The organism is Mesorhizobium sp. WSM4976 (assembly GCF_029625685.1).
Lineage (GTDB): Bacteria > Pseudomonadota > Alphaproteobacteria > Rhizobiales > Rhizobiaceae > Mesorhizobium.
The window spans coordinates 23,387-42,783 of the sequence record NZ_JARTVT010000028.1 but is presented as its reverse complement, the minus strand read 5'-3'; the positions used below and the strand labels follow the sequence as shown (position 1 = coordinate 42,783).

The window sequence follows — 19,397 nt, the reverse complement described above, 5'->3', positions numbered from 1 at the left end:
ACCGGCGCTACTGGAGCAACCGGCTCGACTGGTGCAACGGGTGCGACCGGAGCAACTGGAGCGACTGGCTCGACCGGTGCAACGGGCGCGACCGGAGCAACTGGAGCGACTGGCTCGACCGGTGCCACTGGAGCAACCGGCTCGACAGGTGCCACAGGCTCGACCGGGGCGACCGGCGCCACAGGTGCGACGGGCGATACCGGCGCTACTGGAGCGACTGGCTCGACCGGAGCGACCGGCGCCACAGGTGCGACTGGCTCGACCGGAGCGACTGGTGCTACGGGCTCGACCGGTGCCACTGGAGCAACCGGCTCGACAGGTGCCACAGGCTCGACCGGGGCGACCGGCGCTACAGGTGCGACGGGCGATACCGGCGCTACTGGAGCGACTGGCTCGACCGGAGCGACTGGTGCTACGGGCTCGACCGGTGCCACTGGAGCAACAGGTGCGACGGGTGACACCGGAGCAACAGGCTCGACTGGCGCAACGGGCTCGACTGGCGCCACCGGAGCAACTGGAGCGACCGGTGCGACCGGAGCAACCGGCGCCACGGGTGCGACGGGTGATACCGGCGCCACTGGAGCAACCGGCGCAACCGGAGCCACGGGCGCGACGGGTGATACCGGTGCAACTGGAGCAACAGGCTCGACTGGTGCAACGGGTTCGACCGGAGCAACTGGCGCCACGGGCGCGACGGGTGATACCGGCGCTACTGGAGCAACGGGCGCCACGGGTGACACCGGCGCCACTGGAGCGACTGGAGCAACCGGTGCGACAGGTGCCACGGGTTCAACCGGTGCAACCGGAGCCACGGGCGCGACCGGATCGACGGGTAGCGGGGGTCCGACGGGGGCCACCGGACCGACAGGCCCAGGCGGCGAAACGGGGCACCAAGGTCCGCAGGGCAACAACGGGCACGGCAATGGCCAACAAGACGCGCCAGGCAACTCCGGCGACCACAACAACGCCGATAACAGCCCGCACCAAGGGCAGGGCAACTCTGCCGGTGGCCAAGGCAATGGAAATGGCGGGCCTCACGCAACCTTGACGGCAAGCACGCTGGGGCTGACGGACTCCAAGCAGTTCTTGCAGTCCGGCTCGTCCGGCGGAGGCAACCCCGCCTCGTTCGGAAAGCTCGTCAGCCAGGCGGCCGCTTCTGCAACGACGGACCTCTTGAACGTTCTCAATTCGATCAAGGGCTTCGGTGAGAACCAGGGTAAGCCGTCGGGCGCCACGTCCGACTTGACCTCCGACAAGACCAAGCAAGGTGTCGGACACGTCCAGACCGACGATACGCTCAAGAATGCGCTTAAGAACATTCTGAAGCCGCATGACTGAGTAGACATGGCGGGCTGGTACCGGCCCGCTTGAAGACTAGGAACGGGCGCGGGTTTTGCATGAATGCAAGGTCTGCGCCCGCCCGCATGACGGAAGAAGGGCAGATGGCTGTTGTATCCGTGAACATCGAAGGCCAGCAGCTCCTGATCCAGGCTGACACGGAGTCTGGTCCGCAGGCCACGACTGGGCCAGAAAGCGAAGCAGTCCGGAGCCCCGGCGGCCCCGGGGTTGTTGACCAGATTGCCCCCCGCCTCAAGGCGATGTTGCGGGTTGCCCGCTACCATGGGATCGAGCTAGACCCCAACGAATTCAGGGCAGCGAAATCCAAGCCGATCCCGGAAGCTGCCGATCTTTCGCAATGGGCGCAGAATGGCGGCATGTGGGCGCGCGCCGTCCGCATCCGCTGGTCGCACCTCCTGCGCTTCGAGCAGTCGGGACCGGTCGTCCTGCTGTTCAGCGACGGCGGCGCAGGCATCCTCATGGGGGCTAGCGCAGAGCGCAATGTCGTTCTCCTCAAGAGCGTCAATGCGCCTGACGACGCGGAGGGCGTACCGATCGACGAGTTGCGGTTGTTGCGGGTTTGGTCGGGCGAGGCCGTTCTGTTGCGTCCGACGCGATCCTACATCCCAGCGGACGCGCCCTTCACCTTCTCGTGGCTTGTCGATCTCGTGCGGTTGGAAAGCCGGCCGCTGCGAGACATCGGCATCGCTTCCTTCACGCTCAGCATCCTGACCATTCTGCCTCCCCTGATCGTCATGACGGTGGTCAACAAGGTGCTGCAGTTCAACAGTACCTCGACCCTGGCGCTGCTGACCGCTATCATCGCTGTCGTTTTCATCTACGAGACGCTGCTCGGACATGCGCGTCGACTGATCATCAACGTCGTCGGGGCCCGGCTGGACACCAAGTTGCATCTGCATGTCTTCAGCCGGCTCCTGCGTCTGCCGCTGGACTATTTCGAGCGCCATCCGGCCGGTGAAACCATGTACCGTCTCGCGCAGGTCTACCGCATCCGCGAATTCCTCACTGGAAAGCTGCTCAGCACCTTCCTCGACCTGATCACGCTGTGCGTGCTCATACCGGTGATGTTCTACATAAACTTCACGCTCGCCTGGATGGTGCTTTTCTGCGCCGCAGTGATCACGGCGATAATCTTTGCCTTCCTTGCGCCGCTGCGCCGACGCTACCAGCAAGTCGTCGACGCCGAGACTTGGAAGGCGGCGGCTCTCGGCGAGACAGTCGTCGGCATTAAGACCGTCAAGGCGCTCGGTCTCGAACCGCAACGCAAGACGTTGTGGGACGAGCGGGTGGCGGACGCGGGCAAGGCCAGGCTCGCCTTCGGACAATTGGCGAACTGGCCGCAGACTCTCGTCACGCCGATAGAGCGTGTCATGGTGCTCGGCACGATGCTGATCGGCGCCTATCTCGCGATGAACGACCAGACGGGCTATATGGTCGGCAGCCTGTTCGCCTTCATGATGATCGCTCAACGCGTCGCGCAACCATTGGTCGGCCTTGCTCGGCTGGTCGAGGACTACGAAGAAGTGGGGGCCGCAATCGGCGAAGCCGCGTCGGTTCTCAACCGCCCGCTGGAAAGTGCGTCCAATTCCGCCGGCCTGCGGCCGAAGCTTGCCGGGAACATCAGTTTCGACGACCTGACCTTCAGCTACATGGGCACAAAGACCCCGGCGCTCGACCACGTCACCTTCGACATCCCAGCGGGTACGATGTTCGGCATCGTCGGACGCAGCGGGTCGGGCAAGTCGACGATCGCGCGGCTGCTGCAGGGTATCAATCGTGACTACAGCGGGTTCCTGAAGCTTGACGGGGTGGACCTGAAGGAGATCAACCTTCGCCATCTTCGCCAGGGTTTGGGTGTTGTCCTGCAGGACAATTTCCTTTTCCGCGGCTCGATCCGCGACAACATCATTGCCGGGCGGCCCGGCTTGACGCTGTCAGACGCCATGCGAGCCGCTCACCTTGCTGGCGCCGCCGAGTTCATCGAACGCATGCCAAATGGCTACGACACCTACATCGAGGAAGGATCGCCGAATCTTTCAGGCGGCCAAAGGCAGCGTTTGGCTATCGCGCGCGCGCTGATCCACAATCCGAGCATCCTGATCCTCGACGAAGCGACCAGCGCGCTCGACCCCGAAAGCGAGGCGGTGGTTAGTGCCAACCTCATGCGCATTGCCAGTGGCCGCACGATGGTCATTGTATCGCACCGGCTTGCCTCACTCACCGAATGCGATCAGATCCTCGTCATGGATCAGGGCAAGGTGCTCGACGTGGCTCCCCATTCGGTGCTGCTCGAACGATGCGGTCTTTACCGTCAGCTATGGTTCCAGCAGAACCGGCACCTCGGTGCGCGACATGGCCATCTGGCCGCTGTGCCGCCGGGCGTGGCTTGAGGCGGGGTCGGCCATGAGCAGCATAACTGTCTCAGCCCCTCCCGCTCGCCGGCGTGGCGTAGAAGCGAGCGATCCGACCGCCCCCATCATCCTCGAATTTCAGTGGCCATCGACGGCGGTCGCCAACGCCCCCATTCCACGGGTCGCGCGCAGCATCGTTTGGATCATCTTCAGTCTGGTCGTCGCGTTGATAACGCTTTCGGCACTGATCCCGGTCGATCAGGTCGTCACGACACGGGGCCTCGTGGTCTCGCAGTCACCCAACATCATCGTTCAACCGCTGGAGACCGCGATCGTCCGTTCGATCGAGGTGCGAGAGGGGCAACAGATCAAGGCCGGGCAGGTGCTGGCAAGGCTCGACGCCACTTTTGCCTCGGCCGATCTCACGGCCCTCGCCACCCAGGTCACGACGCTTGAAGCGGAAGTAGCCCGTCTGAAGGCCGAGGCGGATGGAAAGCCTTTCACCTATGACGGATTGGACCCAAGCTGGACGTTACAAGCCTCGATCTTCGATCGTCGCAAGGCCGTCTACGACGCGAAACTGGAAAGCTTCGATAGGCAGAGCGACGAGCTCAGCTCGATCATCTTGCGCTCGCAGTCGGATGCGGAGGGCTACCGGCAGCGTTTGGCGGTCGCGGGGTCGATCGAGGAGATGCGCAAGCAGCTCGAGGTCCGACAGGTCGGCAGCCGCCTCAACACACTTCTTGCCGAGGACAATTCAGCCGAGATGTCGCGCTCGCTCAGCAATGCCGAGCAGACGACGGAAGCTGCCAAGCGTCAGAAGGCCGCCGTTGCCGCGGAGCGTGACGGCTACATCGAGAGCTGGCGTGCCGAGGTCTCGCAAAGCCTTTCGGATGCCAACTCGCGCATGTCCGATGCACGTGAATTGCTCAACAAAGCGAGGCTGCGCAAGCAACTGGTTGAGCTGAGGAGCCCAGCCGACGCCACCGTGCAGTCGGTCGCCAAGGTCTCGGTAGGTTCGGTGCTGCAGTCGGGAGACAGGCTGATCACGCTCGTTCCTGCCGATGCGGTGCTCGAAATCGAGACGAACATAATTGGTCGCAGCAGCGGTTTCGTCCACGTGGGTGATCCCGTGGCCATCAAGTTCGACACTTTCCCATATTCGCAATATGGCTTGGCGCATGGCACAGTTCGCACGGTCAGCCCGGACTCGTTCTCGGCCCGGGAACAGGCACGCGACCCCAACAGCTCGCTGGCCATGCTGCCCTCCGACGCCGACCTGTTTTACCGCACGCAGATTTCCATCGACGACGTCGCGCTGCATGGCGTGCCCGCTGACTTCGCTATCAGTCCGGGCATGCCTGTAACTGCCGACGTCAAGGTCGGTCGCCGTACAGTGCTCAGATATCTGCTCGGCGCCATGCTGCCGATCGGACAGGAAGCGATGCGGGAGCCATAGCATGGCTATGCTCGACCGCCTGATTGGACGCATCCACCCCGCTCTCGCGCTTCGCCGGGCGATTCAGCTTTCCGACAGCGGCAAGCCTGGCGAGGCCTTTACGCTGATGGCCGTGGCGGCACGCGCGGGGATTTTGGAAGCGCAATATCGGATCGGCCGCTGCTACCTGGAAGGCACCGGCGTGCCGCCCAGCCACGCGGAGGGCGCGCGTTGGTTGCGACGCGCAGCCGATCGCGGCAGTCCCGATGCGCAAGCCCTTCTTGCTGCGCTCTGCGTAGCCGGGCTTGCCGACCGGGAAGTCGACGGTGGTTCGGAAGCCTTGTTCGAGCGAAATTCTTCGAGGAAGCCAGACTTCGCGGCAGCGCTCGACCTGGCGCGGAAAGCCGCCGAGGCAGGCTCCGCAACAGGACAGGCCCTGCTGGGCTATATCCTGAGCAAAGGTCCCAAAACGATGCGCGATCTTGATGCGGCGCACGGCTGGTACGAGAAGTCTGCGGCCGTCGGCTGCGCGGAAGGATGCCTTGGCCTTGCCCTTTCCCTGATGCGGATGGGACAGCCTGAGCAAAGCACCAGAGTTGCCGCAGAGGTCCGTCGCGCAGCGGACGCCGGGCTGCCAACGGCGATCTATTTACTTGCCATCCTCACCGAGCATGGCATGGGAACGCCTGTCGATCTGAATGCGGCTCAAAGGCTCTACCGACAGGCCGCCGAGAACGGCCTCACATCTGCCCAATTCCGGCTGGGCCTGGCGCTGATCGAGGGTAGCCTGGTGGATCGGGACGCCGTCGCTGGCGAAGCCTGGGTGCGTCGCGCCGCGCTGGCGGGAAATGTAGATGCCGCGTATCGCCTCGGCGAACTGTATGCGAGCAGTCCCCAGCGGGACTATGCAGAGGCCGCGACATGGTACCGGCGGGCCGCGGATCAGGGCCACCAGACCGCCGCCCGTACATTGGCTTCCCTCTATCTCTCGGGCAACGGCGTGGCTCAGGATGCCGAGGAAGGAACGCGCTTGCTGCGTGCGGCGGCAGCCAGTGGCCACCGAGAATCCCAAGTCGATCTTGCAAACCTCGTTCTCGAGGGCTCAGGCGAGCCAGATGACGGCATCAGCGTTGCCACATGGTTTGGAGCAACCGCGTCCTCGGGCGATCTGGTTGCGGCGTTCAATCTCGGCCTTTGCTTTGCCGAAGGCGTTGGTGTGAGCAAGGATCAAGAGCGCGCGGCGCATTGGATGGAGCGCGCGGCGAAAGGCGTGGCCGAGGCGCAATACATGTATGCCCGTCTGCTTCAGGAAGGGAGAGGCATAGCTGCCGACCCGAGGCGGGCCCGGGTCTTTTTTGAACAGGCGGCCAAGGCAGGCATCGTGGACGCGCAGGTGGCTCTTGGCGAAATGCTCTACAATGGCCGCGGTGGCGAACGCTCTGTTGTTGCGGCAGCCCATCTTTTCAAGCAAGCCGCAGCTGCTGGACATGCCGGAGCGATGTTCGCGATCGGCGCTTTGTATGAGAGCGGACAAGGCCTGTCGATTAATACCAAAGCGGCGCAGCAATGGTTTGCAGCGGCCGCCGAAAGAGGGCACGGGCATGCGCAGCTGATGCTTGGCCGCTATCTCTCCAGGGGCACTGCCGGCGACCAAGACTTGGCTGCTGCCCGCATTTGGCTTGAGCGGGCAGGTGCGCGCGACGTCGAGGACGCCGCTGGCGAGCCTGCCGAGACTTAGATTATCGGACATTCAGGTTGAATCGCGAAGGATCCCGCTGATGAAGGGTTTGTGATTCACTTACTTATGGAGGTGATTTGCCATGCCCAAGCCTTATTCGCTCGATTTGTGTGAACGCGTTGTGCGGTTTGTCGAGGGGGCCATTCGCGGCGTGCGGCGGCGGCACATTTTGGGGTGTCGATTTCGTTTTGGTGATCCTGATGAGGAACTAGCGAAAGACCGAGAGCCTGGCGTCCAAAGCCAGCGGTGGCCGCCGCCATTCCAAGCTCGACCCGCATAGTGCGGTTCCCGCTTGCTTGTAATGGCCGACATCACCATGCCGGAGCTTGCCACCGAGTTGGTTACTGCCACAGGCGTCCAGATGCCGCCGCCTCGATGACGCCCCAACAAATGTGATCGGCGGAGGCGACTGAAGTCGCAAATCCTAGGGGATTCAGTCGGTTTGCTGACATCCATTCCAGCACGCCGGGATCGGCCAGCCTCATCACTATTCGGGCGAGCAGCGTTGTTTCTATTGAAACAGACCAACCGCAACCGAGGCAATTGCAGAGCCAAGTATGTGGCAGGACATATTGGGTTATGAGCCGTCGCGGAATTTAGCAATTGCTAGAAGCACAACTATCAGAAGCAACGCACAACCGGCAGCGAAACCAAAATCTGCCAAGCTCCAAGACCCAGACGAGATGGCTGGCATAGTGATGTCGTTCATCAAGACGACATTACCACGATTTACTCCCTGTTACGAGAGCGAGCGCTCCGTACCGTCCGTAGCATCAAAGGAAAGCCTCACCGTCGCCACGGTGCTGGCGGCCGCCTCGGCTTGGCAAATCCCCAGCCGGCATTCTTGCCGCAGCCTCCATGCTCGCAGACATGCCAAATGCCAACAGTCATGTGCGCAAGCTGCTCGCCAAAGGTCGATAGAGGCCCGCCATTGTGCAAAGCCAGCGGAGCGCTGCCGCATGACCAAGCGAAAGATGGTTCGCCCCGACCAGGTCGACCTCTTCGCATGGGCCGCCGCTCGGCCGACGGAATTGCTATTCCTGGCATCGCAAAGCGGATGTGGCGGGAGCGGCACATGCAGCAGCCGAACAACCCGCCGCACATCGTGCCGCTGCGGAGGCGCGCATGATAGCGTATCGCAGCGCCGCCGTCTGGATCGAGACCGCGCTTGGCTGCTTCGCGGCGGCTGCGGAGCGCATGCCTGAGGCTGCATTCCTCGCAACACTAAGCAGCACACAACACGCCGCGGACGCCGGTCGGCGATGTTGTAGCAAGCGTGCTCGAGCGCGAATGGTGACGCAGGTTTCCCTGCGGGCGACGAATGAGCGCCGCGTTACATGTTGCTGCAGGGACGGATCGGCGGCTTCGGCTTGAACGGAAGTGACTGGCGCCTGAGAGGAACGTCAGCGAGAGACGTTCGGTTGACGGCAGCGGTGGTCGACTGAGCGGCTGCGGCACGCCTCGCGAGCAGCGCCGCCGACATTTTCGCGAGCTTCGATTTTATATCCAAAGGACGGAACTCCTCCCAAGAGACATCCAGCCTCTCGCCTCTACCACAGCCACCGAGGCGCCCGCATTAACCTTTGACGCGTGGGAAGGGATTTATCGATTAACCCGACCATCAGACCCGGACCAACCGTCAGCGCCAACTCGTCAATGCGCGCTTGTCTGCGGCCCAACCTTCAGCAGTCGCCGGTTGGTCTCGGCGATGCGGCGCTGCCTTGCTCCGATCTGCGAAGCCGACCGCAAGGCCGCAATCATCGTCAAGCATCGCTTTGGCGTTCCTAAGGGAAGACTCCGAGCGTACAACACGCTGCCGAACTCTTGCCTGTTCCATGTGCAGCAGTTCCATTGGTGCGCTTCCTTTCGAGTTGTAGCCCCCTCACTTTCGAAAGCGTCGCGGTTTGGATCGGTTCCGACAGGCTCGCAACACGCTGTCACATGGTGTCACGGAGGGTCGGCTGACGCCGTCAAAGCCCCAGCGTCTGCCCCACGTCCAGGTGCAAGAAAGCCGCCGATGAATTGCTGCGAATGGCGTCTTCGAAGGCCTCTGTGGCGTTGTCGTGAGTGACGTCGACCAAAACGGCGGCGGCTCGCTCGACTTCGTCGGCCGCGCGTTCAACGCGATCAAGACGCTTCGCCAATCGATCATGGAGCATTTCCAGCCGTGCGGCCCGGTGCAGATCGGATCGCTCTTCGCGGTGGTCGAAATCAAGTGGCGCAAACATCATCGTGGTCATAATTCCGGCTCCTCAATGCGCGGTCGGCGAGATCTTCAGCAGCCGGCGCTTCGCTGCCTTCGCTCTGGCCTGGCCGGCTCTAATGCGGCAGCAAAGTGCAAGGCTGACGGCGAGACCATGGTCCTCGTCGAGCAGCGCCGTGGCCTGCTTCAACGAGCGCTCGGCTCGCTTTGCGCGTTGCCTTGCGACCCCCATTTCAAGGACCGTGAGTTCAATCATCGTTCGGCATACTTGCGGTTTGCCGTCCCTTCGAGAAATCAATCAGCGCCGGGAACTTTTGTTCCCGCGACGTTACATCCCTTACCAGGCGCCAAATTGATCGCTCAACTGAGGCGAGCACGCGGTGGACCGAGTCAGGACAGGGCAGTCGGGCTGTTAGTCATCGGCTCGCCCTTCGCCGGCCGGCCGCTTGAGCCTCAGCCTCGCTGCAGAACAAGCGCTCGCCCCTCAGCAGATTAATCCACGTCGCGCTACCCAGTAATGATGGGGCGTCCGAATTAGTTAGCCTTGGATGGTGCCTATCGCATACCCATGACTCTGGCGCGGCAGTCGCTCCGTCAAGCTCTTGCTAATGGAACATCGTATCCCAAGGTAAGTTGACCAAGCAGGCGGTGCGCGGACAGGCTGTTTATATCCGAGCGCCGCGTCGGGTGGGATTCATCGCAACCAGGCCCACACTGGAAATGCGATTTCCGCAGGTAGGCCCGATAAAGAGCCCGTCTGTCACCCATGTCAGGCGGGCTCTTTCACAATGCTGAATGGACGACCATCGAATAGGACCCTTATGACAAGGGGTTATCGAAGATCATTGCTTACCGCCGAGTTTGAAACCATTCCCCCCCGGAATAGGTGTCGGCGGCCAAGCCCGGCCCGCATAATCCTGTGTAACCTCGATTTGCGAGCCGGGCTTTGCGCCAAACCAATTCGTCATTTGGCAAAATCCTTGGGCGGCTCTTCTGCAATGCTGAATTCGTGGACGGTGCCTTCCCGTTCGTCGACGACCCGAAACCAGTGCTCTTACAAGGCCTTGGTAGAGATCGCCTTTCCGGTCAGGATCGCTGCGGCGCTGAGCGCATCATGTGCCTCTGCAGATGTCGTAGCGGAAGGGCTTGCCCCCTTGTCCTTGATCCGGGCGGCCGGCTAGCAGCGGGGTAGGCCGCAGGCCGGGCCTGACCGGTGGCGCACGACTAGATATTCACACGCGCTGGCCGATAGCGATCATATGGGGAATTTCCTAAAATCATCGCCATCCGAACGAAAGGAGGTCCCGAGTTGAAGGATCATCAACTCGCGGGGCCCGAGCTGGATGCCCTGGTCTGAGCGGCCCGACAGTTCCGCGCTCTGTTGGGGTGCGTTGGTCGAACCGCCGGGCCTAACCGACTCGGGGTGGGGAGTCGGTCGACGCACACGTTACATTAGCGAGGCTGCATGAATATCACGGTTGGTTACATTCCACCGGTTTTGCTGAAGCGCGCCACGCTTTCTCTCCCGGCGGCGCCAATTTCTGTTGTCGGCCTCGCGACTACCGGCCTCTTCGTCGCGCATCAATGATGGGCTCCCGTCAACTGCAAAGACAATTCCCGCGCCCTCCAAGGCCCGACGCATGGCGGCGACAGCACCGGGCCTCGGTTTCCTGACCCCGTTTTCAAGTTCGCTGATAGTCATTTCGCCAACATTGGCCTTGGCAGCGAGTCGCACTCGAGACCAATTCAACAGAGCTCTGGCGGCTCTTGCTTGTTCTGCGGTGAGTAAGTGCCGGCTGTCCATAGGCATACAATGCCGGAGCGACATATAGGTTCGCAAGCATCGGCTAATATGTTCTCGCGCTTGCCGCTAAGCCGCGACTTATGCGAATATTTGCGGTCCCAACAGGGAGGCGCGGACATGACCGAGACCGAGATCGTGGTCGAAGGGGTCGGCGCCTATCGACTGCCCAACGAACGGCAATACGGGCCGTCTAGGCCGGCTGCGGGTCGAGAAACGCCACAACGCGGTCTTGGCCTTAGGATGCGACATGCCGGTCCGCCAGTTCGCCAAGCTCTCCCTGGACAAAGGGCTGGAACTCGAGGCCAAAGCTCCCAGGCATTTAGCGCGCTCCGCTCCAGCCGAAATCAACGCTGGTGCCTGCCTATTGTTTCTTGCGCCGCGAAAATGATGGAACTTTCGTCAGGACGCGCGTGCTGTTGCTTGCAACCTAGTGGGAACCGCGACTTATGACAAATCTTCTCAAGCTACCTGCCATGACGGGCCAATATTTCCGGATGGTGATCGAGACGCCCAAGGGCTCGGCTGCAAAGCTCGCCTACGAACCGAAGGCGGGTGTATTTGAATACTCGCGACCGCTGCCCGTGGGGAACACTTACCCGTTCGATTGGGGGTTCATTCCTTCGACGTTGGGTGATGACGGCGACCCGCTGGACGGGATGGTGATCCACCAGGCCGCGACGGCTCCCGGCGTTGTCATAAAATGCGCGTTGCTCGGGGCTGTACGCCTCAAGCAGACAGACGATGACGGCAACAGGATTCGCAATGACCGGTACATCTTTTGCCCGCATAAGGAAGATGCGCCCGACGAGCCGATTACCGACGGTCATGTTCCGGACGAGTTGCGCCGCGAGATCGAGCAGTTCTTCTTTTCGTCAGTGCTCGGCACGGGCAAGAAGATCAAGCTGAAAGGCTGGCAGGACGCGGATGAAGCGGCAGTGTCCCTGCGCAAGGGAATGAAGGAGTTTCGGCGCCGGCAGGCACATTGACGATATCGGTAGATGACCCTTGCCGCTGGGAGGGCGCACATCTGCGTCGGCGTGGCGCTTCGCGATTGGGGACGTTCCTGCGGCTCGTTCAAACGGTCCCGGTGGACGACAGGCCGGGCTTGCAGCCCTTTTAAGATCGCCAGGTCCCAACCGTGGCACCATTTCAGTTGAGGTGCCGCTTCATGATGTCGTTCAGCCATCTGTAAAGGCTGATTTCAGCTGGCCGATTGGACTCTTCTGAAAGCGCAACGCGCAAAGTCAACTCCACCAACTCATCACCCGCGTCCGTGGAGCCGCCGCGGTAACGAGCGGCCTTTCTACGCAGCGGACCCAGAAGCTGCACCACCGATTGTGGTGTTTGCCTTGTGGAATTTGCCATGACAGCAAAATAGTCGAGGCAAGCGCCATCGCCGAATACATTTGATAGTGTCGCCCGACGGTGACGGACTGGCGATCGCCGGTTCCTGCCGAGACTGCCGCGCGATTTGCCGGCCGAGGGGTCACATCCGGCTCTCTTGCCTGAGAACCTTAACATTTGTGAGCGCGCTGTGACGCGCCATGTGCCTATATAGGCCCTCGACCCTGGCGGGGTCGAGCCATAGCCAACCATTCACCCGCTGGCTTCGGCCGGCGGGTTTTTTGTCGTCAAATGCTTGTGAGCCGCAAAAAGGCGCAGCTTCTCGGGATACCCAAGACGCAGGGGTTCGTCGCAACTCAGGCAACTGAAAGTTCACACGAAGTTTGTTGCACGAGCGGGGACCTGTCAGTTTCCGGCAAGGACTTCGCCGACCGGAGTCACACGACTTACGGACGAGACACTCGAATTTGTGGAACAACGCGAGCTTTCCGGGGCTCACTGCGGCCTGACATTCTCCTGGCGCCAGAATCTCCAATGCGTCGGGTGAACATCGACGGCAACGCCGGTAATAGCATTTTCCCAGCCCTCCACTGTCCGTCGGCATGGGAAGACCAGTGGGTGCTCGCCCTCGTCATCTATGACGGCCAATTCCAAGGGGCATAAGAAGGGCGCGTTTAGGACCGTGTTCCACATCCGCTGGATCATGCGCTGCAGGGCAAATACTGCTTTGATCCCCCTCAAATCGAGCGCCATTATCTGAACGCGTACTTATATACCGCGAGTGCTCTCTTCTGTGAGGCGGACCGCCAGCGACCTCTTTCTTGATGCCGATCGTTGCAGCCTCCCAGGGCATTCTGGCTATAAGGGTGTAATGGGAACCCTGCCTTTCGCCGGCCGTCTCTTCCACCTGGTAGGTCTTCATACACTCTGCCTTGTTCGATCCCGGGTCCAACTTGATGCCGGAGCCTCGTTGCGGCTCCGGGCGGGATCGCCTGACCATCACTACGGGCGGGGTCGTCGCTTCAGAAGTGAGATGATGAAATGGCCGTTGAACTAGGTCGGCGGATTCTTCTGACGTGCCTTCCTCTTCGGCGGCTGGTGGCTCGTAACGAGCCGGACGGCACTGCGCTTGACCGTGATGCCTAAGTCCTTACCGCCGACAGTCACGGTATCTTCGTCCACGCGCTCAACTTCGCCCACGAGCTCGATCTTCTGCCCGCTACTGATGTGAGGTGTGGTGTCCACGATCGAATGGGGCTGGTGGTAGGAAGGGATCAACACGCTGACCCTGTCCTCTGTGACACGCTTGCGGATCGTTGCGGTGATCGCAACCGTATCGCCGACGTTGATGCTGCCCATCGCCATAAGGCGAGTCTGGTGCGGCTGCGCCGTTAGTCAAGATTGTTCTAATGTACGTAAAACTGTCTGCAACCAATTGGGCGCCTGTTGGTTGTGGGGAAAGCGGTCTATCCTTCCGGGGTGTAGCCGCTGGACGTCTCAGGGTCAGCCCGTCGCCATTTTCCTCCCGAGCTTGGCGACGGGCTTCTCCAACATCATGCCCGTCCAGCCCGCTTTCTCTCAACTATGATATTGGCCTCGCGCATGAGGGAGGCGACTCGAAGCCTAAGACCCCATTCAACTCTTTCGCTTCCTCTACCGAAATCCCGGTTTCATCCACCAAGCGCTGGATGATATAGGTCCTGGCGTTTTCTGGTCTGCCGGGCGTGTCCGTCACGGGAAAATCTCTTGCCGAGTTCAACTCGGGCGCCTAATCGCTTGTTCCGCTTCACAGGGCTCGCGAAACCGCCGTTTGGGATATAATTCGCCTCCGATGGCGAAATCACAATGACGGCGCTGGACGCCGACATCATAGATCTGCCTTCCTAAAGGAAGTCGCCGGAGAGCCAGTGGCGGGAGATGGCTATGCAGCTAATCCAGTCGTACACCGGGCAGAGGGAAGTTGATCCCGACATGCTGGATTGGATCATCAGGAGGCCGTGACGGCCGGAGCCAAATATTGGCGCACCTGGTGAAACATTAGGGGTTGTCGCAAGTTCGATGTCTAGGCGGCGTTCGAGACGCACGCCGCGTTGGGGCGCAGGTTGTCGCATCGACGGGAGTGAGGATGCTTGACGCGCGCCCCGACAAAGAGCCCGCCCCCCAGCAGAGCGGGCTCTTTCCTGTGAAAAGGTGAGGCACACGCAACCCAGGTTAATGCACCGGCGGGCGGCTAAAGCAGGATGAACACATGCCACACTACTTCTTCGACATAGACGCCAACGGCGACCACACTCACGATGAGGTCGGGCTTCCGTTTTCCTCAAAAATTCAGTTTCGAAAAGCTGCTGTCGCGACCTTGCCGGCCTTAGCGCTTCGAGACCGTGATGCGGAAGGCGGCAACCGCAATTACAGCATTTCCGTCCGCGACGAGCGGGGGCAAGTGGTGTACACCGCGTCCCTGACCTTTGATGACGCATTCCATCATTAGCTCTCTTCAGCCCCAGCACCTCGCTTCAGAATTTTCGAGCCGCTCGCGCTAGCACAGCTAACAAGCGGCGCTTGGAACCTCTCACGGTACGCGCACGTTTTGTCCTTAGGATTATTATCTCAAGGAGGTAGTCCGATGAATATCAAGATGTTCACAATGGGCGCCCTTACGCTCGCCATGGTGAGTGGTGCAGCAATGGCCGGGTCCACGTCTGCGCTCGACGACCCCGCCAAGATGTCGCCGTTCTTCACCGATGCCGGGATGAAGACCCTGAGGTCGGAAGCCGATTTCAAAACGGCCTGGATGGCGATGAAACCTGACGAAAGAACCGCGGTGTTGAAAGACTGCGGCGATACCACGCTCAACAAGGCGCATGCCGATTTCTGCGCCATGGCCAAGAAGATGGGTGGCTGACTTGTTCTGACGAGGAAGGCGGACCATCGTCTGCCTTTGATGCATACCCACAGGTTCGCTGAAACTCGTCGGGCAAGGCCCAACAACTGGCTCAAGCCCGACGACCTGCCGGCCCCGGGAAGGGCGCCAGGAAAGGAGTCGACCGATACTGGCCGAGTTCGAGCCGTGGCTGCGCGATGTTCGCCCTGATCAGCCAGAAGACGAAGCTGGGAATGCGACTTGGGCCAATGAATGAGCTGGGAGAACCGGCTGGCCGGAGCGTTAGAATTGCGCGGGTGTTCCCCACCCGAGAGCATCGGACGTAATGTTCGCCGATGCAATCAAGGGGGTCAGGCCGTGGCGTATGGCGGCCTCTGTCTTGAGGCCCACGGTTTCGTCCGTCTCGCCGAAATGCTCACGGCGTTCGGAATGGCCGAGTTCGACGATATCCAAAATCACAATCCTTCAGCATGCGCCTTCGTCGGCTCAATGCATGTTCTGGGCTCCGACCTTGACGGACGTATACTGCAGATCGCCTTGACCTCGCGCGCGGCGGTGAAGGGCGGGATGACGAAGCGCCGGACACGCGGGTCGCCTTCCGGGTCGGCAAGCAGCCCGCCGGCGAAGGCAGGCGCCTCGCCAAGCGTCTTGCTCATCTTCCAACTCGTGCCGATCCAGACATCAGGCATCGGTGTCATTGGTCAGTTACCTGGCGACAGCGAATCGGATGTGGTGAGGGCGGCATGGCGCTATCAACCGCCGAGACCGTCGCGGATGGCGGAGAAATAGCGGTCCGTTCCGACCTGCCCGCCCTTCAGCGCAACTTCCAGCCCGTCGATCGCAGCGATGCTCGAATGGGCGACACAGAGCGGCGAGCCGGGTGAGGCCGGCAGCGGCATTCTGACCGTCAACGCGTCGACGCCCATCTGGCCGAGCGCGTGGCTGGAGGTATCGCCGCCGGCGATGATCACACGCTTTAACTTTTGCTCGACGGCCAATGCGCGAAGCAGTTCGCCGAGGCCGCGGCCGAGCTTGTGGCGGGCGCCTTCCTGGCGGTTGATCTCGGAGCCGCGGTCGGCGGTCGGACCAAGTGCGGTATAAAGGATCACGCTACGCCCGGCCTGCAGGCTGGCCTTGCCGGCTGCCGCCGCGCGCGCGATTGCGTTGTTGGAGTCCTCGGAGACCAGCTCGACCGGGTCGACCTCGACGCCGTCGAAACCGTCGCCCATCGCATGTCGGATCTGCCGTTCCGTCGTCGGCGAGCAACTGCCCGACACCACCGCGATCCGGTCGGCTGCTCCGGGCGGCGGGAAGCTCGCGCTTGGCCCCGCATTCCCGTGCCATTCGGACAGCAGCGCATATTCGATGCCGGACGAGCCGACGACGAAATATCCGCCCGGCTTGCGGGCGCGCCAGATCTCCTTGCCGGCCAGCGCCTGGCTTTCGGGGCTGTCGACATCGATAAGCAGGATCGCCGCGCCGGCGGCCAACCTGTCGAAGGCTGCGGCTCGGCCGGGCGAGCGCAGCGTCGCCAGGTCGAGCAATTCAGACAGAAGGTCTGTTTGCCGTGACAGATGCACCAGCAGGTCGGATTCATCCATCGGTGTGGCGGGGTGGCGGCTCATCACCGGGTGGCGGTCGATGCGGTAGTATCGGTCGCGATAGGCCGCGAAGAGATGGCCGAAGGCGGTATAGCGCTTGAGCTGCGGCGCGCCGATCACAAGCGGCACGCATGCTTGCTCGAACACCGCGCGCCCGATCTCTATCGCGCGGCCGATGCTGCCGATCGTCGGGCTGGAATCGAAGGTCGAGCAGACCTTGTAGTGGCAGATCTCGGCCTGTAGCGTCCTCAGCCAGTCGAAAGCCTCTTCAAGATGGGTATCCATCCATTGCGAGAATTCGCTGCGACTGGTGCCGGCGAGCCCGACGGCACGGCAATGCGCGAAGCGCGCCAGCAGATCGGCGTCCGGCTTGCGCATGAAAAGCACGGTCGGCACGCCGCCGAGTTCCAGCGCTTCCATGACGTCGGTTGAGCCGGTCAGATCGTCGCCATAGTAGCTGAGGAGCAGGTTCTGCATGCTCAGGCCGCCCCGCCGTCGGCGAACTTCTCGATCGAGCGCGCCAGCTCGACATGGCTCCTGGCGAAGTCCTCGAGCGGGACGCCTTGGACCGCCGCCTGCCAGGCCTGCTGCACGGCGCGCACGCCGGCGCCCGGCCCGTCGGGATGGCTGACGATGCCGCCGCCGCAGAGATAGAGCAGATCGACCGTGCGGCCGGTGCGTTGATAGGTCTCCGGAGCCTGTCCGCCCCACTGACCGGAGCCTGCCACCGGCAGCGCGCGATCCTCGGGCGAGAAGAGCGGCGTCGTCACCGCCTCGAAGGAGCGGATGAAGGAGTCGTCCGGCTCCCAGTATTTTGAGGCGATGCCGTTGATCTGGAACTGGTCGACGCCAAGCAGCCGCCAGAACTGCTGCCAGACCTTGAAGTCCATGCCGAGGCCAGGATGGCGCGTGAGAATGTCCCAGCCGTTGCGATGCGCATGCAGTACCAGGCCGGAGCGCTTCCTCAGATACGCCATGCCGCCGAAGCCGATAGAGTTGATGTTGACGACCGCGCAATTGCCGCCGGCTTCAAGAACTAGATCGTGGTTGCGCATCATTTGGTCGGGGTCGGCGTGCGAGATGCCGAAGGCGTACATCACCTTCTTGCCGGTCTTCTGTTCATGATCGAGGATCAGCGGCATGATCGCTTTCACCCGCTCCGGCAGCGGCGAATAGGCCGGACTCATCAGCTTCTCGTCGTCCTTGATGAAGTCGACGCCGGCCTCGATCAACTCGATCACCATCTCGGCTGTCTCATGCGGCCGCAAACCCAGCGCCGGCTTGACGATGGTGCCGATGATCGGACGGCCCTCGACGCCAGTCAGCCTCCGGCTGCCGGCGACCCCGAACTGCGGGCCGGGATAAGCGCCCCTGAATTCCTCCGGCAGCTTCATGTCGACGACGCGGATGCCGGAAAGGCCCCTGATCGAATAGGTGCCGCCAATGGCGATCGTCATCAGCGCCGCCAGGTCGGTGCCGATCGCATCGAATGGGAAGGCGATGTCGACATCGGCACGCTTGAAGGGGCCGCTGCCGGCTTCGGGTATCGAAGGTTGCGTGACGTCCGGCAAATGCCGAATCGCCAGCACCCGCGCCGCCACCCTTGCCTTCAACTCCTCCGTTTCGCCGGGCAAAGCTACGAAGGTGCCGGTCGACTGGTCGCTGGCGATCTTGGCCGCCAGCGCCTCGATACTCCCCGCGGTCTCGATGCGATAGGTGAGGGTGATCATGGCCGGTCTACTCAGTCGAAAGGCAGGAAAAGAATTCCCTGCGCTCGAAATCTGGTATAATGAGTATATGAGCATTGCAAGCAATATCGTCTTCCGCGGAGCGCTCTGCGAAAGGATGAGGGGCATTCCGGAAATTGCGGCCGCGGTGTTAGATTGAGGCCAGGTCAAAGGAGTGATTCGCGGCGATGAACCGTTCGGAACCGATCGTCCGGCGCAAGCTTTCCGATGAAGTCTTTGCCAGGCTGAAGCGCCTGATCACCAGCGGCGAATTGCAGCCGGGCGACGACATGCCGTCCGAGCGCGAGCTGATGGAGCGCTTCGAGGTCGGCCGGCCGGCAATCCGCGAAGCCATGCAGGCGCTGAGCAACATGGGGCTCGTCGCCATCTCGCATGGCGAGCGCGCCAAAGTGCTGCAGCTCACCGCCAAGTCGATCATCAAGCAGGTCGACGGCGCGGCCAAGATCATCCTGTCGTCGTCGAAGGACACGCTGGAGCATCTGAAGAGCGCGCGCATCTTCTTCGAGCGCGGCATGGTCAGGGAGGCCGCCGACAAGGCGACACCCGAGGATGTGCAAAGGCTCAAGGCAACCGTCGCCGAGCAGCGCGCAGCGCGCGGCGATGCCGAGGCGTTCATCTCCGCGGACATGCGGTTCCATACCCAGATCGCGGCGATTTCGGGCAATCCGATCTATGTCGCCGTCAGCGAGGCGATGCTCGGCTGGCTGAAGGAATATCATACCGAGATGCTGATCTGGACCGGCAAGGAAAAGTTCACGCTGACCGAGCACGAAGAGATCATCGGCCGCATCGAGAAGAAGGACGCCGACGGCGCCGAGAAGGCGATGATCAAACACCTCGAGCGCTCGCGCGCGCTCTACGTGATGAACTCCGAGAAATAGCTTCGTTCAGATCAGGATGACGTTTCGTTGAACCGCCATCCTGCTCATG

Annotated in this window: 16 protein-coding genes and 2 pseudogenes; 10 read left to right on the top strand and 8 right to left on the bottom strand. The window is 61.9% G+C overall.

Annotation, left to right across the window (positions count from 1 at the left end; all coding sequences use genetic code 11):
* From P9272_RS28430 to P9272_RS28410, 5 genes are all read left to right on the top strand, one after another.
* Nucleotides 1-458: hypothetical protein (locus P9272_RS28430; protein WP_278163094.1), on the top strand; the 458-nt coding region annotated here is incomplete at its 5' end.
* Nucleotides 459-1,044: 586 nt separating this feature from the next.
* Nucleotides 1,045-1,338, top strand: a complete 294-nt coding sequence (locus P9272_RS28425) for a hypothetical protein (RefSeq protein WP_278163093.1) — start codon at nt 1,045-1,047, stop codon at nt 1,336-1,338.
* A gap of 104 nt (nt 1,339-1,442) precedes the next feature.
* Nucleotides 1,443-3,749, top strand: a complete 2,307-nt coding sequence (locus P9272_RS28420; RefSeq protein ID WP_278163092.1) for a peptidase domain-containing ABC transporter — start codon at nt 1,443-1,445, stop codon at nt 3,747-3,749.
* A 13-nt stretch (nt 3,750-3,762) separates the two neighbouring features.
* The gene (locus P9272_RS28415; protein WP_278163091.1) at nt 3,763-5,169 is read left to right on the top strand and encodes an HlyD family type I secretion periplasmic adaptor subunit; all 1,407 of its coding nucleotides are present in this window, start codon (nt 3,763-3,765) and stop codon (nt 5,167-5,169) included.
* A 1-nt stretch (nt 5,170) separates the two neighbouring features.
* Entirely contained in the window at nt 5,171-6,886 is a 1,716-nt protein-coding gene (locus P9272_RS28410; protein ID WP_278163090.1) for an SEL1-like repeat protein, read from the top strand.
* A gap of 1,970 nt (nt 6,887-8,856) precedes the next feature.
* Here P9272_RS28410 and P9272_RS28405 read toward each other — a convergent pair.
* On the bottom strand, nt 8,857-9,126 hold the full coding sequence (locus tag P9272_RS28405; RefSeq protein ID WP_278163089.1) for a hypothetical protein: 270 nt from the start codon (nt 9,124-9,126) through the stop codon (nt 8,857-8,859).
* 12 nt (nt 9,127-9,138) lie between these two features.
* A complete protein-coding gene (locus P9272_RS28400; protein WP_278163088.1) occupies nt 9,139-9,279 on the bottom strand; it encodes a hypothetical protein in 141 nt (46 codons plus the stop codon).
* Nucleotides 9,280-10,554: 1,275 nt separating this feature from the next.
* Here P9272_RS28400 and P9272_RS28395 point away from each other — a divergent pair.
* Nucleotides 10,555-10,677 carry a hypothetical protein gene (locus P9272_RS28395; protein WP_278163148.1) on the top strand — a complete coding sequence of 41 codons (123 nt, stop codon included), beginning with the start codon at nt 10,555-10,557 and terminating at the stop codon, nt 10,675-10,677.
* A 51-nt stretch (nt 10,678-10,728) separates the two neighbouring features.
* On the opposite strand, the pseudogene P9272_RS28390 reads toward P9272_RS28395, so the two are convergent.
* Nucleotides 10,729-10,893, bottom strand: a pseudogene (locus tag P9272_RS28390) (helix-turn-helix transcriptional regulator); the annotation flags it as partial.
* Between the two features lie 446 nt (nt 10,894-11,339).
* Between P9272_RS28390 and P9272_RS28385 the strand changes: the two are divergent.
* Nucleotides 11,340-11,879, top strand: coding sequence for an inorganic diphosphatase (locus tag P9272_RS28385; RefSeq protein ID WP_278163087.1), 540 nt, complete (start codon nt 11,340-11,342; stop codon nt 11,877-11,879).
* A 163-nt stretch (nt 11,880-12,042) separates the two neighbouring features.
* Here P9272_RS28385 and P9272_RS28380 read toward each other — a convergent pair whose 3' ends face one another.
* On the bottom strand, nt 12,043-12,258 hold the full coding sequence (locus P9272_RS28380) for a hypothetical protein (protein ID WP_278163086.1): 216 nt from the start codon (nt 12,256-12,258) through the stop codon (nt 12,043-12,045).
* 1,032 nt (nt 12,259-13,290) lie between these two features.
* Complete coding sequence (locus tag P9272_RS28370) at nt 13,291-13,596, bottom strand: hypothetical protein (protein ID WP_278163142.1); 306 nt, start codon at nt 13,594-13,596, stop codon at nt 13,291-13,293.
* An 889-nt stretch (nt 13,597-14,485) separates the two neighbouring features.
* Between P9272_RS28370 and P9272_RS28365 the strand changes: the two genes are divergently transcribed.
* Both P9272_RS28365 and P9272_RS28360 read left to right on the top strand, forming a co-directional pair.
* Nucleotides 14,486-14,725 carry a hypothetical protein gene (locus P9272_RS28365; RefSeq protein WP_278163085.1) on the top strand — a complete coding sequence of 80 codons (240 nt, stop codon included), beginning with the start codon at nt 14,486-14,488 and terminating at the stop codon, nt 14,723-14,725.
* 135 nt (nt 14,726-14,860) lie between these two features.
* A complete protein-coding gene (locus P9272_RS28360) occupies nt 14,861-15,139 on the top strand; it encodes a hypothetical protein (protein ID WP_278163084.1) in 279 nt (92 codons plus the stop codon).
* A gap of 318 nt (nt 15,140-15,457) precedes the next feature.
* Here P9272_RS28360 and P9272_RS28355 read toward each other — a convergent pair.
* From P9272_RS28355 to oiaX, 3 genes and pseudogenes are all read right to left on the bottom strand, one after another.
* Nucleotides 15,458-15,816 (bottom strand): annotated as a pseudogene (locus P9272_RS28355) (triose-phosphate isomerase); the annotation flags it as partial.
* Between the two features lie 54 nt (nt 15,817-15,870).
* Nucleotides 15,871-17,196: a four-carbon acid sugar kinase family protein gene (locus P9272_RS28350; RefSeq protein WP_278163083.1), complete on the bottom strand. Its 1,326-nt coding sequence runs from the start codon at nt 17,194-17,196 to the stop codon at nt 15,871-15,873.
* Nucleotides 17,197-17,198: 2 nt separating this feature from the next.
* Nucleotides 17,199-18,449 carry a 3-oxo-isoapionate-4-phosphate decarboxylase OiaX gene (oiaX, locus tag P9272_RS28345; RefSeq protein ID WP_278163082.1) on the bottom strand — a complete coding sequence of 417 codons (1,251 nt, stop codon included), beginning with the start codon at nt 18,447-18,449 and terminating at the stop codon, nt 17,199-17,201.
* A 185-nt stretch (nt 18,450-18,634) separates the two neighbouring features.
* On the opposite strand from oiaX, the gene P9272_RS28340 reads away from it, so the two are divergent.
* Entirely contained in the window at nt 18,635-19,348 is a 714-nt protein-coding gene (locus tag P9272_RS28340; RefSeq protein WP_278163081.1) for a transcriptional regulator NanR, read from the top strand.
* Nucleotides 19,349-19,397 lie beyond the last annotated feature (49 nt).

Excerpts from the sequence above, each read along its gene's own strand:
- P9272_RS28410 (WP_278163090.1), top strand. The coding sequence starts at position 5,171 with ATGGCTATGCTCGACCGCCTGATTGGACGCATCCACCCCGCTCTCGCG.
- P9272_RS28395 (WP_278163148.1), top strand. The coding sequence starts at position 10,555 with ATGAATATCACGGTTGGTTACATTCCACCGGTTTTGCTGAAGCGCGCC.
- P9272_RS28415 (WP_278163091.1), top strand. The coding sequence starts at position 3,763 with ATGAGCAGCATAACTGTCTCAGCCCCTCCCGCTCGCCGGCGTGGCGTA.
- P9272_RS28370 (WP_278163142.1), bottom strand. The coding sequence starts at position 13,596 with ATGGGCAGCATCAACGTCGGCGATACGGTTGCGATCACCGCAACGATC.
- P9272_RS28405 (WP_278163089.1), bottom strand. The coding sequence starts at position 9,126 with ATGACCACGATGATGTTTGCGCCACTTGATTTCGACCACCGCGAAGAG.
- P9272_RS28350 (WP_278163083.1), bottom strand. The coding sequence starts at position 17,196 with ATGCAGAACCTGCTCCTCAGCTACTATGGCGACGATCTGACCGGCTCA.
- oiaX (WP_278163082.1), bottom strand. The coding sequence starts at position 18,449 with ATGATCACCCTCACCTATCGCATCGAGACCGCGGGGAGTATCGAGGCG.
- P9272_RS28365 (WP_278163085.1), top strand. The coding sequence starts at position 14,486 with ATGCCACACTACTTCTTCGACATAGACGCCAACGGCGACCACACTCAC.
- P9272_RS28385 (WP_278163087.1), top strand. The coding sequence starts at position 11,340 with ATGACAAATCTTCTCAAGCTACCTGCCATGACGGGCCAATATTTCCGG.
- P9272_RS28360 (WP_278163084.1), top strand. The coding sequence starts at position 14,861 with ATGAATATCAAGATGTTCACAATGGGCGCCCTTACGCTCGCCATGGTG.
- P9272_RS28380 (WP_278163086.1), bottom strand. The coding sequence starts at position 12,258 with ATGGCAAATTCCACAAGGCAAACACCACAATCGGTGGTGCAGCTTCTG.
- P9272_RS28340 (WP_278163081.1), top strand. The coding sequence starts at position 18,635 with ATGAACCGTTCGGAACCGATCGTCCGGCGCAAGCTTTCCGATGAAGTC.
- P9272_RS28420 (WP_278163092.1), top strand. The coding sequence starts at position 1,443 with ATGGCTGTTGTATCCGTGAACATCGAAGGCCAGCAGCTCCTGATCCAG.